This is a genomic window from Paraburkholderia sp. GAS206C (genome assembly GCF_050435645.1).
In the GTDB taxonomy this organism is placed as follows: domain Bacteria; phylum Pseudomonadota; class Gammaproteobacteria; order Burkholderiales; family Burkholderiaceae; genus Paraburkholderia; species Paraburkholderia phenazinium_B.
In genome coordinates, this window is the sequence record NZ_JBNDKR010000004.1 from 305,354 (window position 1) to 320,161 (window position 14,808).

Below are 14,808 nucleotides of genomic sequence, written 5' to 3' on the forward strand. Positions count from 1 at the left end.
GTGGACTACGCCTGCCGTAAGGCCCGCAGTTGCGCCGTGATCTACGCCACACTCAGGCGTGCGCCGGTTGTCCGGGCGAAGGCGCCGCGCCCTCTTCCCGCGCGCCGAACAGGCCTGCCATCCATCTGCCGATCTCCTCGGCGTTGGTCTCGCCGGTGACGCGCACGGGCGACAGCCGGCCGCGCGCGAGCACCGCGATGCGGTCGCATATATCGAACAGCTCTTCCAGTTCTTCCGAGATCACCAGAATCGCGACGCCGCGTGCCGACAGATCGAGCAACTGCTGTCGAATGAACGCGGCGGCGCCGACGTCGACACCCCAGGTAGGCTGCGCGACCACGAGCACCTTAGGCGCCTGCAAAATCTCGCGTCCCACGATGTACTTCTGCAGATTGCCGCCCGACAGGCTCTGCGCGATTGCTTCGGTACCGCCACAACGCACATCGAAGGCATCAATGCATTTCTTCGCGAAGCTGCGCATCGCACCCGCCTTGATCCAGCCGGACTGCACCATCTTCTGGCGATGCCCCGTCAGCAGCGCATTTTCGGCAAGTGTCATGGCCGGCACTGCGCCGCGTCCCAGGCGCTCCTCCGGGACGAAGCCGAAGCCGAGCGAGCGGCGCCCGCCTGCGCCGAGTCTGCCCGCGGCCTTGCCGCAAATCGTGATCGCGTCGGCGCGTGCGCCGCGTTGCTCGCCGGAGAGCGCCGCCAGCAACTCGGCCTGGCCGTTGCCCGACACACCTGCAATGCCGAAGATTTCGCCGGCATGCACGCTGAACGAGACGTCGTCGAGCGAGGTACCGAACGGATCGTCGCTCGCCGCCGAAAGATGCTTCACGTCGAGCAGCACATCGCCCGGTGTGTGAGCGCGACGCGTGTAGTCGGGCAATGAATGCCCCACCATCAGTTGCGCCAGCGACGCGTGCGTCTCTTCGCGCGGCTTCACATGACCGGTCACGCGCCCGCCGCGCATCACCGTTGCCGTGTCGCATAGCTCCTGGATCTCGTCGAGCTTATGGCTGATGTAGAGGATGCTGCAGCCTTCGGCGGCGAGACGTCTCAATGTCTCGAACAGCTTGCGGACCGCTTGCGGCGTGAGCACCGAAGTCGGTTCGTCCATGATCAGCAGACGCGGGTTCTGCAGCAGACAACGCACGATTTCAACACGCTGCCGCTCGCCCACTGTCAGGCTATGCACATGACGCTGCGGATCGATATCGAGGCCGTAATCCGCCGACACTTCGCGGATGCGTTTGGCGAGCGTCTTCAGGTCGAACGGTTCATCGAGCGCGAGCGCGATGTTCTCGCCTACCGTCAACGTCTCGAACAACGAGAAGTGCTGGAACACCATGCCGATGCCGAGCTTGCGCGCCGCAGCCGGGCTCGCGATTTCGACCGTCTGTCCTTCCCAGCGAATTTCACCGGCATCAGGCCGCACCGCGCCGTAGATGATCTTCATCAGCGTGCTCTTGCCCGCACCATTCTCACCGAGCACAGCGTGGATTTCACCAGGCGCGACAATCAGCGTCACGTCGTCGTTGGCGCGCACGGCCGGATATTGCTTGCTGATGCCTGCCAGCACGAGGCGCGGCACGACGGCCGGCCCACCTGCGGGGTGCGCGGCGTCGCCGTTATAAGAAGAAGAGTCGCCCATGAGTTTCCGTAATACGCCAATGACTGTCTGTTGCAACGAGGCGGCGCGCCCCGGCCGAATGCGCCGTGCCTTCGCTATATCGAAATGACGATACCTAATTCGACCCTGTCAGTCGAGCCGCCAAAATTCCCCGCAAACCCGCGCCAGCGCGTGCTGTGCGGGTATCCCTCTCTTGACGCATCTTTCTGTTCATATTAAAAGTCATATACCCAAAGGCCCGTTCGATCAGCCACAACATATATTTCGGAGAAGTCATGAGCCAGCAACGCGAGGCGATCGACACATATTTATTACGCGTCTTGCACACCCTCCTGATGGAGCGCAGCGTGACGCGCGCCGCCGTCAAACTCAACCAGTCCCAGCCCGCCATCAGCGCGGCGCTGCGGCGTCTGCGCGACATCACCGGCGACCCGCTGCTGGTGCGCGGCAAGTCCGGCATGGTCCCGACCGAGTACGGGCTGCGTCTGCTCGAACCGGTGCAAAACGCCCTGCGCGAAATCGAGCGCATCAAGTTCCAGCAACACAATTTCGATCCGGCCACTTCGATCCGCTGCTACCGGATTGGCTGCCCCGATTATCTGAACGTGCTGTTCGTGCCGACCGTGGTGGAGCGCTTCCGCCAGGCGGCGCCCAACGCGACGCTTGAGTTTCACTCGCTCGGGCCGGCGTTCGACTATGAACTGGCGCTCGAGGACGGCAAGCTCGATATCGTCGTCGGCAACTGGCCGGAGCCGCCCGAGCAGCTGCATCTGTCGAACCTGTTTGTCGACCAGATCGTCTGCCTGATGAGCAACGCGCATCCGTTCGCCAAGCGCGGCGGGTTGACGCTCGACCAGTATCTGAATGCTCCGCATCTTGCGCCTACTCCCTATTCGGTGGGCCAACGCGGCGCGATCGACGTGCACCTCGCGCGCGAGCGCTTAAAGCGTCATGTCGTCGTGACTCTGCCGTACTTCAACCTCGCGCCGTATGTGCTGATCAAGTCGGATCTGATCTTCACGACAACGCGGCTCTTCGCCGATTACTACGCTAAATTTCTGCCCCTTACTGTGGTGCCCGCGCCACTCGATTTCCCGCCGATGCAGTACTACCAGTTGTGGCACGAACGCGTGCATTACTCCGATGAAGTACGTTGGTTGCGAAGCCTTGTTGCCGAGGCGACCAAGACCTTGATCGATAAACCCTGATGCTTGCCGGCCCGCGTCGCAGGACGCGGAACGGTTGTGCGTGTTTGCATTTGCCTTCGTTCTGCGTCAGGCCTGCGTTGACCGAAACAAAACCTGTCAGGCCGCAGCCTGATACAACGTCTTTGCCAACCGGTTGTGCTGCTCGATCACCGGACCCAGCTCGACGGTAGTCAACTGTCCGTCCTTCACCACCACCTTCCCGCCAATCACGCTATGCGATACCTGCGACGGCGCACAGAACACCAGTGCCGCCACCGGGTCGTGCAGGGCGCCAGCAAACAAAGGCTGACGCAGGTCGAACGACACAAAATCTGCTGCCATGCCCGGCGCCAATGCACCGATATCGTCACGGTTGAGCACCTTCGCGCCGCCCAGCGTCGCGATCTCCAAAGCTTCACGCGCGGTCATCGCATCTGGACCGAAACCGACTCGCTGCAGCAACAATGCCTGACGCACTTCGGCGACCATCTGCGCGCCGTCGTTCGATGCCGAACCGTCCACACCGAGACCCACCGGCACGCCGGCCCACCGCATCCGCTTGACCGGAGCGATGCCTGAGGCGAGCCGCATGTTCGAACACGGACAATGCGCAACGCCCGTCCCAGTGCGCGCAAACAGTGCGATGCCAGCATCGTCCAGTTGCACACAGTGGGCATGCCATACGTCATGGCCCACCCAGCCCAGATCCTCCGCATACTCCGCCGGCGTCATGCCGAACTTCTCGCGGCTATAAGCAATATCGTTGACGTTCTCCGCCAGATGCGTGTGCAGCGACACACCGTATTGACGCGCCAGCACCGCCGACTCGCGCATCAGATCGCGGCTCACCGAAAACGGCGAGCAGGGCGCGACCACCACGCGCAGCATCGCGTAACGCCCGTCGTCGTGATACGTCTCGATCAGACGCTGCGTGTCCTTCAATATGTCTGGTTCGCGCTCTACAACCGAGTCGGGCGGCAAACCGCCGTCCTTCTGTCCCACGCTCATGCTGCCGCGCGCCGCGTGAAAGCGCATGCCGATCCGGCGCGCTGCCGCAATGCTGTCGTCGAGCCGGCTCCCGTTCGGGTAGATGTACAAGTGATCGCTCGAAGTCGTGCAGCCGGACAGCATTAGCTCCGCCATCGCGGTCAGCGTCGAGACTTCGATCATCTCCGGCGTGAGGTTCGCCCACACCTTGTACAGGTTCGTCAGCCAACCGAACAATTCGGCGTCCTGCGCGGCCGGAATCGCCCGCGTCAGGCTCTGATACATGTGGTGATGCGTGTTGATCAGGCCCGGTATCACCAGGTGCCCGCGCATATCCAGTACTTCATCGGCCGTTTGCGGCAACTCTGCGGTCGGTCCGACTGCGACGATCCGGTTGTCCTCGATATACAGGCCGCCGTCGCGCAACTCGCGCCTTGCGCCATCCATCGTGACCAGCACGTCTGCGTGCTTTACCAGCATTGTCTTGCCGTGCCTGTTTGCGCCCGCTTGCGCGCCTGCCTGTTGCGTCATCGTCATTCGTTTTCTCCGCTCTGTTGCTGCCGCCGCGGTGCGCCTTCGCTCAGGCCGGCCGTGACGGCGAGGCTGATACCGGCCGTGCCGGTACGCCATACCGTGTGCAAAGTCGTTCGAATGCGATGCGGCGCACACGCTACCGTGCCGCCGCGTTCATTCGAACGCCGTTGGCCCGGTTACCCAGCGTGCTACGCCGTCTTCGGGGTGCGCGGCATTGCTGCTGCGCACAGACGTAACCTTCGACGGCCAAAATAACGCTGACAACTCACGCCGTTGCGATACCCAACCTCACGCAGCCGATATAGTGAGCTTTTTTGGCACCGGTAGGATCGGGACAAACGGTCATCCAGGTCTCGTGGTCGCGGGGCAACGGTTTGCACGGGTCTTACGGGTTATCACCACGAGTCTTACAGCAGGCTGTCATGCGCCAGGTATTATCTTTCCTATCGCTCGCGCGCGGACGGGAACATCCTTTTTACAATGGCTGCCACGGCGCTCGCTTTCATTCGCCGACGGGTATGTAGCCACTGACGTGGAGCCTCGATCCGCCGCAACGTATTCTGGATCGGGCCGCCGCCGAAACCTCGCATTCACATAAGGAAAATTGCGAATGGGAAAGCTCACTACCCACGTGCTCGACACGGCCAATGGCCGTCCCGGCGCGGGCATCAAGGTCGAACTCTTCGCGCTCACCGGCGACACTCGCCGTGCGCTGAAAACCACCCTCACCAATAACGACGGCCGCTGCGATCAGCCGCTGCTCGAAGGCGATGCTCTGGTCGCAGGCGAATACGAACTCGTGTTCGGCGCGGGCGACTACTTCGCTTCGATCGGCACGAAGGTGCCGGAGCCTCGCTTCGTCGATCGTGTCGTGCTGCGCTTTGGCGTGGCCGATGCCAGTGCGCACTATCACGTGCCGCTACTGGTATCGCCGTGGTCGTACAGCACGTATAGAGGCAGCTAAAAGGCACGTGCGACGCCACGGGCACAGGATGGAGACCGGGCCAGGCTCACGCCCAACCGACATCGCCACCGCTGCATTTCGCAGATGACTGGAGACACCTGCGAAGCGCAGCCAATGCGATCCCCCTGCCCGCAACCCGTCGCTGAGACCGATGACATTGAACCGATAACCCGCAATACGGCGCTGTGCGAACTGAGCGCACCGCGTCCCCTAACAGCAGTTTGCGCGAGTCGCGCATGGCAGATGAATAACCCGGCCGTCATCTTCATTGACCCGGCATCGAGCCACCGCCCGCCGCGCAGACAACGAATCAGAAGTGGAGGAGTTCATGGAAGGCTTTATCACTGACTGGCTGAACCTGGCATTGCGCTGGTTTCACGTCATCGCCGCGATCGCCTGGATCGGCGAGTCGTTTTATTTCGTCGCACTCGACAACAGCCTGAAACCACCGACGGATCCGAACCAGCGCCGGCGTGGCGTGTTCGGCGAGCTGTGGCACGTGCACGGCGGTGGCTTCTACAACATGCAGAAGTACACGGTCGCGCCGCCGGAAATGCCGGACGACCTGCATTGGTCGAAGTGGCCGTCGTACACCACCTGGTTGTCGGGCGCGAGTCTCTTCACCGTGCTGTATCTGTTCTCACCGAGCACTTACCTGATCGACACGAGCGTGATGGATATGGGCCCGGTGGTGGCCGTGTTCTCCGCGCTCGGTTTTCTGGCCGCAGGCTGGATTGTCTACGACTCGCTGTGCCGGATGCTGGGCAACAAGGACAAGGTGCTCGGTATCTGCGTCGGCATCTATGTGCTGATCGCAGCATGGCTCGCGTGCCATATCTTCGCTGGTCGTGCGGCGTACCTGATCGTCGGCGCGATGCTCGCGACCATCATGTCGGCCAACGTGTTCTTCGTGATCATTCCGGGCCAACGCAAGATGGTCGACGCGATGCTCAAGGGTGACACGCCGAACCCCATCTACGGCAAGCGCGGCAAGCAACGCTCGGTGCACAACACGTACTTCACTTTGCCCGTGGTGTTCGCGATGCTGTCGAACCACTACGCGATGACGTACACAAACCAGTACAACTGGCTCATCCTCGCGATGATCATGATGGCCGGTGCGCTGATCCGTCAGTTCTTCGTGATGCGCCACCGTGGTCAGGTGCTGTGGTATCTGCCGCTGGTCGGGATTGCGTTCATGTTCGGCGCCCTTTTCTGGACGATGCCGAGGCCGGTGGTGCCGCAGGCGGAAGCAGCTAATGCGCCGACGCTGAAGGTCGCGGACATTGCGCCGATCCTGCAGCAACGTTGTGCCGCGTGCCACTCCGCCCATCCGACCTTGATGGGAGCCGCGCCTGCGGGGGTGATGTTCGATACGCCCGAGGAGATCTCGCAGAATGCGCAGCGCCTGTATCAGCAAGCCGTGACGCTGAAGGCGATGCCGCTCGGGAACGTGACGCATATGACTGACGACGAGCGTCAGAAGATTGCGGCGTGGTTCCAGGCTGGGGCGGAGAAGTAGTGGGTTAGTTGAGGCTGGCCGCTGCGGCGGCCGGCCGTTTCGCCTGGTGGGGTAACAGTTAGCTTAGGCAGCGGGCTTTTCGCGGGAGCGGAAAGCCCGCTTTTTCTTATGGCGCTGCCTGCTGGAGTCAGGCATGAAATTATATCCCTTGGGCTACAAAAACAAGGGTTTTGGCCTATTTTGTAGCCCAAGAGATACAAAATAGAAGTTGCGATTTGTGCCTTTTGGGCTACAATAATTGCTCATTCTCGGCATTTTGATGCCTTGGGGCTACAAATGACCACGCTCGCCGATGTCTCGGACATGTTAAAGGAAGTGCGTCGCGAAGCCAGCCTATCGCAGGAAGAACTGGCACAGCGCGCCGGCGTTGCGCGCACCACCGTCGCACGAATGGAAACGCTCGCAAAAAATGACATGAGCGTATCCGTACTCGTGCGCTTACTCGAGGCAGCAGGTTACGATCTCAAGGTTGTTGCACACGGCCATGGCCGGACACTTGAAGACATCCTTGCCGAGCAGCGTGCGGCATCGGGATCTAACCCATGAAGCTTGATGTTCAGGTCCAAGGCCGGAAAGTCGCAACGCTTTTTCGCGAGCGCGACGACTACGTCCTTCAGTACGAACGGGACACAGCCCCCAGCGATTTCGTCAGTCTGACGATGCCCGTACGACAGGAGGCGTGGCGCTGGCCACGCGACCTGCACCCGTTCTTTCGTCAGAATCTGCCCGAAGGCTATTTGCTTAATCTGATTCGGGAACAATTTGGACCCTTGCTCGACGGCACCGATCTGTCGTTACTTGCGGTGGTGGGTGCAATGGGGATCGGACGTGTCACCGTGACGCCCGAGGGCATCGAACCCGGCACCGAGTTGCAGGCATTGGATGTCAAAGATATCCTTCATGGCGACAACACGACGGAGCATTTCGCCGCGCTGGTTCGCGATTACGCGCGCGCAGCCATCTCGGGCGCTGTGCCAAAGTTCATCGCTCCGCAAAAGAGCTCGACTGACACCCCCACTTTCGACACCCCACTTGGCAAACCCACCATTCGAACGAGCCGATATATTGTCAAAGGTTCGGACGAAAATACGCCGTTCCTGGGGTTCAACGAGTTCTACTCGATGCGTGTGCTAGAACGTCTCGGTGTAGCGCCTGTAGCGCACACGCAGATGTCGGACGATGGCCGGGCACTCGTCGTCGAACGCTTTGACGTGAACGCGGAAGGGTTTCCCATGCATGGCGTCGAGGACATGTGTGGATTGCTCGGACTGCCGCCGCATGAGAAATACAACTCGACCACAGAGAAAGTGCTTAATGTCGCGAAAGCCTATTTGCTGGACCGGACCAGCATGCGGCAACAGCTAGAACAACTAAGCTGGCATCTGCTTAGCAACTACGTGGTACGCAACGCGGATTGTCACACCAAGAACATCGCTCTTTTCTATACGTCCGTCGACGACGTCGCTTTCACGCCGGTCTACGACATTGTGACGACGCAAGCCTATCCGCGTTTCGCGGCGAACCCTCCTGGACTGCCAGTCGACGGCCGCAAGACATGGGCGGCAGGCAAGGCGCTCGAGCGTTTTTTTAATTCTCGCGTCGGCATCGCACCACCCAAATATACGGCGATGGTCGAAGCACTATGCGACTCTGCGGTATCGGTCGGCTACGAACTGATCGAGGCGGCAAAAAACGAGCCTCAATGGCGTGGGGTAGCAAAACAGATGCTGCACGCGTGGAATGAAGGCATGGAGTCGCTGCGCACCCCGAGGAAAGGCATTCTGTCTAAAAGCCTCAAGCCCGTGATCGAAGCAGCCGGCTTTTCGGCGCCAGAGCCTCCGGAAAGGTCGCGCGAAATTATCGGTCAGTCGCCGTTGCTTGCTAAACGCGGACGCTCGAGAGGCTGACGTACGATGCAAAAACGCCCGAGGCTCATGCCCCGGGCGTTTTGTGTTTCCTGCGACTGACGCAATCGCGCCGTATGCGTGATCTGCTACCCCATCAAACCGTTGCCACGCTCAACGCATCCTCGGTCAACCATAGCGACTCAGTGAGATCCTGCTCGTTGAGATTGAGCCCATCGCCGCCGCGATCCACGACGATGAAATCGCTCACCTCACCAAGTGCGATCAGCGGGTGATGCCACACGCCTTTCGCGTAGTTCACGCCCTGCCAGCCGCTCGTCACGAACGCACGAATCTGCGCGGCATCAAGTTCGCCAGCCGGCGCAACCACAACCAGGTACGGCTTGTCGTTCAGCGGCACAAACGCCTGGCTGCCGAGCGGATGGCGCTCGAGCATCTTCACTTCGAACGGCAGCACGCGCGGCTGACCGCGAAACAGGTTCACCAATGTGCGGCCACCCTCGTCCGTCACATCCACTTTCGCGAGATCGTGATAACGGATCGTCGTGCCGAGGTTGATCGGAATCTGCTTCGCGCCTTCGAGTTCGATCACGTCGCCGAACGGGGCGAACGCTTCCTTCGTCAGCGGTTCGATAGCGAGCGTTTTCATTATGCGAGCGTACCCCACAGACGCAGACGCGAAACCCCGCCGTCCGGAATGATGTTAAAGCGCACGTGTGTCACCGGGCCGAGCGCCGCTACTTCGCTTTCGAAATAGTGCTGGTTGTCCATCTTCAGCTTCTGCTCGCCCAACAACACCGGCCAGAACATGGCCTGCGTGACCAACGAACTGTCGGTACCGCCCGTCACATACGCCGCCTGGATCGAGCAGCGGTCCGGATAGTTACCCTTGAAGTGCGCAGTATCCACTTCGATTTTCCTGATCACACCCGGTTGTGCGAGGGCAACAATCGCCCAGTCGTTGCCCGGTTCGCGGCGGCGGCGCGTTTCCCAGCCGTCGCCCATGTTCACGCCACGGCCCGGCATCAGGATGGTCGACGCTGCACCGAAGTGCTGGTTGTTTGCTGCGACCAGGTACGCACCGTTTTCCATCGCAGCCAGATCGAACTGCTCAGTGCGGCTCGCGCCGGCCCAGTCCACTTGCGGCTGGCCGTAGACGCGCAGACGTGCGATCCCGCCGTCCGGGTAGATGTTGACGCGCAGATGCGTGTACGCATTGGCGTCGCTGACTTCGTGGTAGTGATGGCTATTGCCTTGCAGTGTGGTCGACGGGACGATTTCGGTCCACTGGGTCGACTGGTTAGGCTGGCCATCCACCACACGCGCCGCTTCCACCGAAGCCGCCGGCGGGAAGTTACCCGTGAAATGGCTCGTATCGAGGTCGAGACCTTTGATTACGCCCGGACGCGCGAGCTTCACGACGCACCAGTCGTAGCCGGAGATGCGCTTGCGGCGCGTTTCCCAGCCGTCCATCCACTTGCCGTGATCGTCGTACTTGCCCGGAATAAAGACAGCGGGATCCGGATTCAGCATCCGTTCCTTCGGCGCGAAGAAATCGTCGCTAGCCTCGAGCGCCTGCGCGCCGAGACGCGGGTCCGCCAGGTTCACATAGCGGCGGGTGAAGTCCGGTGCGTTGGGATCGAGAATCGGGAGTGCCATCTTTGTCTTCCTCTTTAATAATGCTAAAAAAACGCTTCGGCTCGCGGGTTGCAGCGGCGCTTAAGAGAGCATGCGCCTGCGTGCTGATACTGACGCGCGGTTACGCGTCGATCAGGTCGTCGAGCCTGAAGCGTGCGATACGGTAGATCTGGTCGAGGCTCGCGCGCAATTCGTCGGCGCGGCTATTGTTCACGCGCGCTTCGAAGTTGGCGATAATGCCGTGGCGGTCGTACCCGCGCACCGCGAGAATGAATGGGAAGCCAAACTTCTTGCGATACGCGGCGTTTAGCGCCACCAGTCTGTCGAATTCTTCCTGCGTGCATTGCGACAGGCCCGCTCCGCTCTGCTCGCGGGTCGATTCGGCCGTCAGTTCACCGCGCACGGCAGCTTTGCCCGCGAGCTCCGGGTGGGCGTTGATCAGCGCGAGCTGCTTTGTTTCGCCTGCCGTCTCGACCGCGTTTGACATCGTGCGATGCAGCGCGTCGATGCTGGCAAAAGGCCGTTGCTCCGCTGCGAGTTCCGCCACCCAGGGCGAGTGCTCGAAAATGCCCGACAGCGCCGCGACGAACGCGTCGGTGGAAATGCTGTTGAGTTGATTCAGAGAGTATTGCATCGCCTTCATGCCGCATCCCCGCGGTGATTTTGTTGGTAAGGATGGTGCTCGCGCCAGTGCCGTGCAATATCGACGCGCCGCGTCACCCAGACGCGGTCGTGCTGTTCGATATGATCGAGGAAGCGTTGCAGCGCGCGGAAGCGGCCCGGGCGGCCCAGCAGACGGCAATGCATGCCGATTGAAAGCATCTTCGGCGCTTCGTCGCCCTCCTCGTACAGCACGTCGAAAGCGTCGCGCAGATAAGTGAAGAAGTGATCGGCGGTATTGAAGCCTTGCGGGCTCGCAAAGCGCATGTCGTTGGTGTCTAGCGTGTACGGCACGATCAGTTGCGGCGATTTCGCGCCGCCGCTGACTTCGACGTCCATCCAGAACGGCAGGTCGTCGCCGTAGTAATCCGAGTCGTACAGGAAGCCGCCGTATTCGGCGACGAGGCGATGCGTATTGGGACTGTCGCGGCCGGTGTACCAGCCAAGCGGACGCTCACCCGTCACGCGTTCGATCGCTTCCATGCCGAGGCGCATATGTTCCGCCTCTTTCTCCGGCGACACGTCCTGGTAGTGAATCCAGCGGTAGCCATGGCAAGCAATCTCGTGCCCCAGTTCGACAAACGCACGGGCGAGATCCGGATGACGCTCGATAGCCATGCCGACTCCGAAGACCGTCAGCGGCAGGCCGCGCTTTTCGAATTCGCGCAGGATGCGCCAGACACCGGCGCGCGAGCCATATTCGTAGATCGACTCCATGCTCATATGACGCGCCGGATAGGCTGCCGCACCGACGATCTCCGAGAGGAACTGCTCCGAGCCCGGGTCGCCGTGCAACACGCAGTTTTCGCCGCCCTCTTCATAATTGAGCACGAATTGCACCGCGACGCGTGCCCGTCCGGGCCAGTTTGCCTGCACCGGGTGGCGGCCGTAGCCGATCAGGTCACGTGGATAGTTCGAGTCGAATGGCATGGTTTGACGAATGCGTGCTGACAAAAAGGGAGTGGTGGAACTTAAAACTCACCTGAATCTCGCCGCGACGCCGGCGGAAACCGCCGAAAATGCCCGCCTGATCCGCCCAGCGTCTGGTGGAACCAGTGTAACGAAAACGTCCGGGTGCGCCCATACACCCGGCCAGATAGTGCGTGTCAGAAGGAATGTATGTGGGCGGACGGGGAGCTGACTGGCCTCGGGCGCATCAGCGCCCGAAACGTGACGGGGGCCGGATGGGATGCACCTCTGTCGGACTAAACGCTTCGAAGGCACCGTCATAGCGTTTCAGCAGCGGCCGGGCGTAATCGCCGCGCTTGGCCGTGCCCAGCCGCAGCGTGACCAGCGCCTCCACCCATTTCACCGCCGCGGTCACACCTTCGACCACCGGCACGCCCAGTTCGCCCTGAATCTCCGCGCACAACTCGGCCATCCCGGCACAGCCGAGCACGATCGCCGACGAGCCGTCCTCATCGAGCGCCCGGCGGCATTCGTCGAGGATGATGCGGCGCGCTTCCGAGCCAGGCTGATCGAGTTCGAGCACGGCCACGTCGGTCGCCCGCACGTTGTTGCAGAAGCGCGTCATGCCGTAGCGCTCGGCCAGATGCCAGGCCATGCCGCAGGTACGCGCGAGCGTCGTCACGACCGAAAACGACGGTGCCAGCACGCTCGCCACGTGCATGGCCGCTTCGGCAATGCCAATCACGGGCCCACGCGCCAGTTCGCGAGCCGCATACAGACCGGGATCGCCAAAGCACGCAATCACGTAGCCGTCGCAGCCTTCGCGCTCGCCCGCCGCGACCTCGGCTAGCAGGCCTGGCGTGGCGATCGCTTCGTCGTAGTAGCCTTCGATCGACGGTGGCCCCATGGTCGGGCTGACCGCGATCACCTCGGTGCCAGGCGCCACGACCTCCCTTGCACAGCGCCCCATCGCGTCGGTCATACGCTGGGTCGTGTTCGGATTGATCAGTTTGATACGCATTTCGAACTCCTGTTGCAGCACGCTTACCGGATAGTCAATGCACGGTAGAACACGGCGCCAAGCGCAGCGCCGATAAACCACGAGAAATTCGCCATACCGTTCAACGACGGCACCATCACGCAGATCACCGCGATCACTGCCGCGGGCAACAATGCAGCGACGGCCTTGTAGTTCACGCCATTGCGATACCAGTAGCTACCTGTTTCGGACACGGTGTAAAGATCGTCCAGGACAATTTTCTGGCGCTTCACCAGGTAGAAGTCAACGATCAGGACACCATACAAAGGCCCGATGAAACTGCCCAGCACGTCGAGTGTGTAGTGAATCACGGCCGGGTTGTTGAACAGATTCCACGGCGTGATGAAAATCGACGCGACCGCTGCCAGCATCCCGCCCATGCGCCAGCTGATCAGACGCGGCGCGACGTTCGAGAAATCGAAGGCCGGCGAGACGAAGTTAGCCACGATATTGATCCCGATCGTCGCAATCGTAAAGGTCAACGCGCCGAGAATCACCGCGGTCGGATAGTCGATCCGGCCGACCGTTTCCACCGGATCCGTAATCAGCTGGCCAAATACCGGCAGCGTGGCGGCAGTCGTCACCACGGTCACCAGCGAGAACGCAAGGAAGTTGACCGGCAGGCCCCAGAAATTGCCCTTTTTTACGCTGCGAAAGCTCTTGCCGTAGCGCGAGAAGTCGCCAAAGTTAAGCATGGGACCCGAGAAGTACGATACCACCAGCGAGATCGCCGTGATCATCACCGGCACGACTTCAAGTCCGTGATATTTGACACCGCCCAGATTGATGCCGATGTTCTGCCAGCCGGCGCGCCACACCATATAGCCCGCGAGGATGAACATCACGACGTACACGGCCGGCCCCGCGAAATCGATAAACTTCTTGATCGTTTCCATGCCGTGCCAGAACACCAGTGCCTGCAGCACCCACAGCAGCATGAAGCCGCCCCAGCCGAGCGCGGACAACCCCATGAAACCATGCTGGTGCACGTCCGCATACGGCAACCATTGCGGAACAAATTTGAGCACGACGATCACGAGCGCGCTCGACGCAAGGTACGTCTGAATGCCGTACCAGGCGACCGCGATCAAACCGCGAATCACCGCAGGAATGTTCGCTCCCAGCACGCCGAACGTCGCACGGCAGGCGACCGGATACGGCACGCCGTTCTGCTGGCTCGGCTTGGCGATCAGGTTGCACAACACGTTGACGATCGTGATCCCGACCAGCAGGGCAATCAGCACCTGCCAACTCGTGAGGCCGAGCGCGAACAGACTGCCGGCGAACACGTAGCCGCCCACGCTATGCACATCCGACATCCAGAACGCGAAGATGTTGTACGCGCTCCAGGTTTGGTGGCGTAGCGGCGCCAGGTCTTCGTTATACAGCCGTTCGCTGTAGCCTGCAGGCACGCCGGGATCGCCCGACGAGCCTTCGTCGCCGAAGGTCGAATTCGGAGGAATAGCAGGATTACCCGGTACCGCGCTGAACTGAGCCATGACTTCTCCTTGGGTGTAGGGGGCCGTCGATTTGCCGTCGACGGGCACTGCATCTGTCACGCGCAACCTCTTCCCTGTCGGGATGGATCGTGCCCGTACGACATTCCCGCGGTTGTCCCTGTACCTCGATGCCTAGTCGTTCAAATAAGCATAACTAAGTACTTATCGTTATCGCTTCGCCACTCACCGCGCACTCGCGCCGAAGCGTTCTCGCGTGCATGCGGCCCGGTTCAGCCGGCCGCGTGCAAAGCGTATGGACGTACTTGCCCACATCGCCGGTTCGCGATGATTCGTCAGTTCAAATTCAGTGCAACGCGTGCCCCTCGCAATTCCTGCTCCGTGATGCGCGTCGATCGACGCGCACAGGCAGG

Annotated in this window: 13 protein-coding genes; 5 read left to right on the forward strand and 8 right to left on the reverse strand. The window is 61.2% G+C overall.

The features are described from left to right. Window positions 1-52: 52 nt before the first annotated feature. Entirely contained in the window at window positions 53-1,654 is a 1,602-nt protein-coding gene (locus P3T20_RS13505; RefSeq protein ID WP_074264345.1) for an ABC transporter ATP-binding protein, read from the reverse strand. 254 nt (window positions 1,655-1,908) lie between these two features. On the opposite strand from P3T20_RS13505, the gene P3T20_RS13510 reads away from it, so the two are divergent. Beyond that, window positions 1,909-2,841: a LysR substrate-binding domain-containing protein gene (locus P3T20_RS13510; RefSeq protein ID WP_012433318.1), complete on the forward strand. Its 933-nt coding sequence runs from the start codon at window positions 1,909-1,911 to the stop codon at window positions 2,839-2,841. Between the two features lie 96 nt (window positions 2,842-2,937). Here the strand turns inward: P3T20_RS13510 and P3T20_RS13515 are convergent, their stop codons facing one another. Then, a complete protein-coding gene (locus P3T20_RS13515) occupies window positions 2,938-4,344 on the reverse strand; it encodes an 8-oxoguanine deaminase (protein ID WP_074264344.1) in 1,407 nt (468 codons plus the stop codon). A 607-nt stretch (window positions 4,345-4,951) separates the two neighbouring features. Here P3T20_RS13515 and uraH point away from each other — a divergent pair. The 4 genes from uraH to P3T20_RS13535 all read left to right on the forward strand — a co-directional run bounded on the left by uraH (window position 4,952) and on the right by P3T20_RS13535 (window position 8,734). Beyond that, window positions 4,952-5,305 carry a hydroxyisourate hydrolase gene (uraH, locus tag P3T20_RS13520; RefSeq protein WP_074264343.1) on the forward strand — a complete coding sequence of 118 codons (354 nt, stop codon included), beginning with the start codon at window positions 4,952-4,954 and terminating at the stop codon, window positions 5,303-5,305. Window positions 5,306-5,633: 328 nt separating this feature from the next. After that, window positions 5,634-6,827, forward strand: coding sequence for a urate hydroxylase PuuD (locus P3T20_RS13525; RefSeq protein WP_074264342.1), 1,194 nt, complete (start codon window positions 5,634-5,636; stop codon window positions 6,825-6,827). 276 nt (window positions 6,828-7,103) lie between these two features. Then, the gene (locus P3T20_RS13530; protein ID WP_074264341.1) at window positions 7,104-7,373 is read left to right on the forward strand and encodes a helix-turn-helix transcriptional regulator; all 270 of its coding nucleotides are present in this window, start codon (window positions 7,104-7,106) and stop codon (window positions 7,371-7,373) included. Continuing rightward, window positions 7,370-8,734 carry a type II toxin-antitoxin system HipA family toxin gene (locus P3T20_RS13535; protein WP_429287082.1) on the forward strand — a complete coding sequence of 455 codons (1,365 nt, stop codon included), beginning with the start codon at window positions 7,370-7,372 and terminating at the stop codon, window positions 8,732-8,734. Before P3T20_RS13530 ends, P3T20_RS13535 begins: the two co-directional genes overlap by 4 nt. A 94-nt stretch (window positions 8,735-8,828) precedes the next feature. On the opposite strand, the gene P3T20_RS13540 is transcribed toward P3T20_RS13535, so the two are convergent. From P3T20_RS13540 to P3T20_RS13565, 6 genes are all read right to left on the reverse strand, one after another. After that, window positions 8,829-9,341 (reverse strand): ureidoglycolate lyase, encoded by a 513-nt coding sequence (locus P3T20_RS13540; protein ID WP_429287083.1) that lies wholly within the window; start codon window positions 9,339-9,341, stop codon window positions 8,829-8,831. Continuing rightward, on the reverse strand, window positions 9,341-10,351 hold the full coding sequence (gene alc / locus P3T20_RS13545) for an allantoicase (RefSeq protein ID WP_429287084.1): 1,011 nt from the start codon (window positions 10,349-10,351) through the stop codon (window positions 9,341-9,343). Before alc ends, P3T20_RS13540 begins: the two co-directional genes overlap by 1 nt. 100 nt (window positions 10,352-10,451) lie before the next feature. After that, entirely contained in the window at window positions 10,452-10,973 is a 522-nt protein-coding gene (gene uraD / locus P3T20_RS13550; protein ID WP_429287085.1) for a 2-oxo-4-hydroxy-4-carboxy-5-ureidoimidazoline decarboxylase, read from the reverse strand. Further along, complete coding sequence (gene puuE, locus P3T20_RS13555) at window positions 10,970-11,920, reverse strand: allantoinase PuuE (protein WP_429287086.1); 951 nt, start codon at window positions 11,918-11,920, stop codon at window positions 10,970-10,972. Before puuE ends, uraD begins: the two co-directional genes overlap by 4 nt. 226 nt (window positions 11,921-12,146) lie before the next feature. Continuing rightward, on the reverse strand, window positions 12,147-12,920 hold the full coding sequence (locus tag P3T20_RS13560; protein WP_074264335.1) for an aspartate/glutamate racemase family protein: 774 nt from the start codon (window positions 12,918-12,920) through the stop codon (window positions 12,147-12,149). Window positions 12,921-12,943: 23 nt separating this feature from the next. Continuing rightward, window positions 12,944-14,437: an NCS1 family nucleobase:cation symporter-1 gene (locus P3T20_RS13565; protein WP_074264334.1), complete on the reverse strand. Its 1,494-nt coding sequence runs from the start codon at window positions 14,435-14,437 to the stop codon at window positions 12,944-12,946. Window positions 14,438-14,808 lie beyond the last annotated feature (371 nt).

Excerpts from the sequence above, each read along its gene's own strand:
- P3T20_RS13505 (WP_074264345.1), bottom strand. The coding sequence starts at position 1,654 with ATGGGCGACTCTTCTTCTTATAACGGCGACGCCGCGCACCCCGCAGGT.
- P3T20_RS13510 (WP_012433318.1), top strand. The coding sequence starts at position 1,909 with ATGAGCCAGCAACGCGAGGCGATCGACACATATTTATTACGCGTCTTG.
- P3T20_RS13515 (WP_074264344.1), bottom strand. The coding sequence starts at position 4,344 with ATGACGATGACGCAACAGGCAGGCGCGCAAGCGGGCGCAAACAGGCAC.
- uraH (WP_074264343.1), top strand. The coding sequence starts at position 4,952 with ATGGGAAAGCTCACTACCCACGTGCTCGACACGGCCAATGGCCGTCCC.
- P3T20_RS13525 (WP_074264342.1), top strand. The coding sequence starts at position 5,634 with ATGGAAGGCTTTATCACTGACTGGCTGAACCTGGCATTGCGCTGGTTT.
- P3T20_RS13530 (WP_074264341.1), top strand. The coding sequence starts at position 7,104 with ATGACCACGCTCGCCGATGTCTCGGACATGTTAAAGGAAGTGCGTCGC.
- P3T20_RS13535 (WP_429287082.1), top strand. The coding sequence starts at position 7,370 with ATGAAGCTTGATGTTCAGGTCCAAGGCCGGAAAGTCGCAACGCTTTTT.
- P3T20_RS13540 (WP_429287083.1), bottom strand. The coding sequence starts at position 9,341 with ATGAAAACGCTCGCTATCGAACCGCTGACGAAGGAAGCGTTCGCCCCG.
- alc (WP_429287084.1), bottom strand. The coding sequence starts at position 10,351 with ATGGCACTCCCGATTCTCGATCCCAACGCACCGGACTTCACCCGCCGC.
- uraD (WP_429287085.1), bottom strand. The coding sequence starts at position 10,973 with ATGAAGGCGATGCAATACTCTCTGAATCAACTCAACAGCATTTCCACC.
- puuE (WP_429287086.1), bottom strand. The coding sequence starts at position 11,920 with ATGCCATTCGACTCGAACTATCCACGTGACCTGATCGGCTACGGCCGC.
- P3T20_RS13560 (WP_074264335.1), bottom strand. The coding sequence starts at position 12,920 with ATGCGTATCAAACTGATCAATCCGAACACGACCCAGCGTATGACCGAC.
- P3T20_RS13565 (WP_074264334.1), bottom strand. The coding sequence starts at position 14,437 with ATGGCTCAGTTCAGCGCGGTACCGGGTAATCCTGCTATTCCTCCGAAT.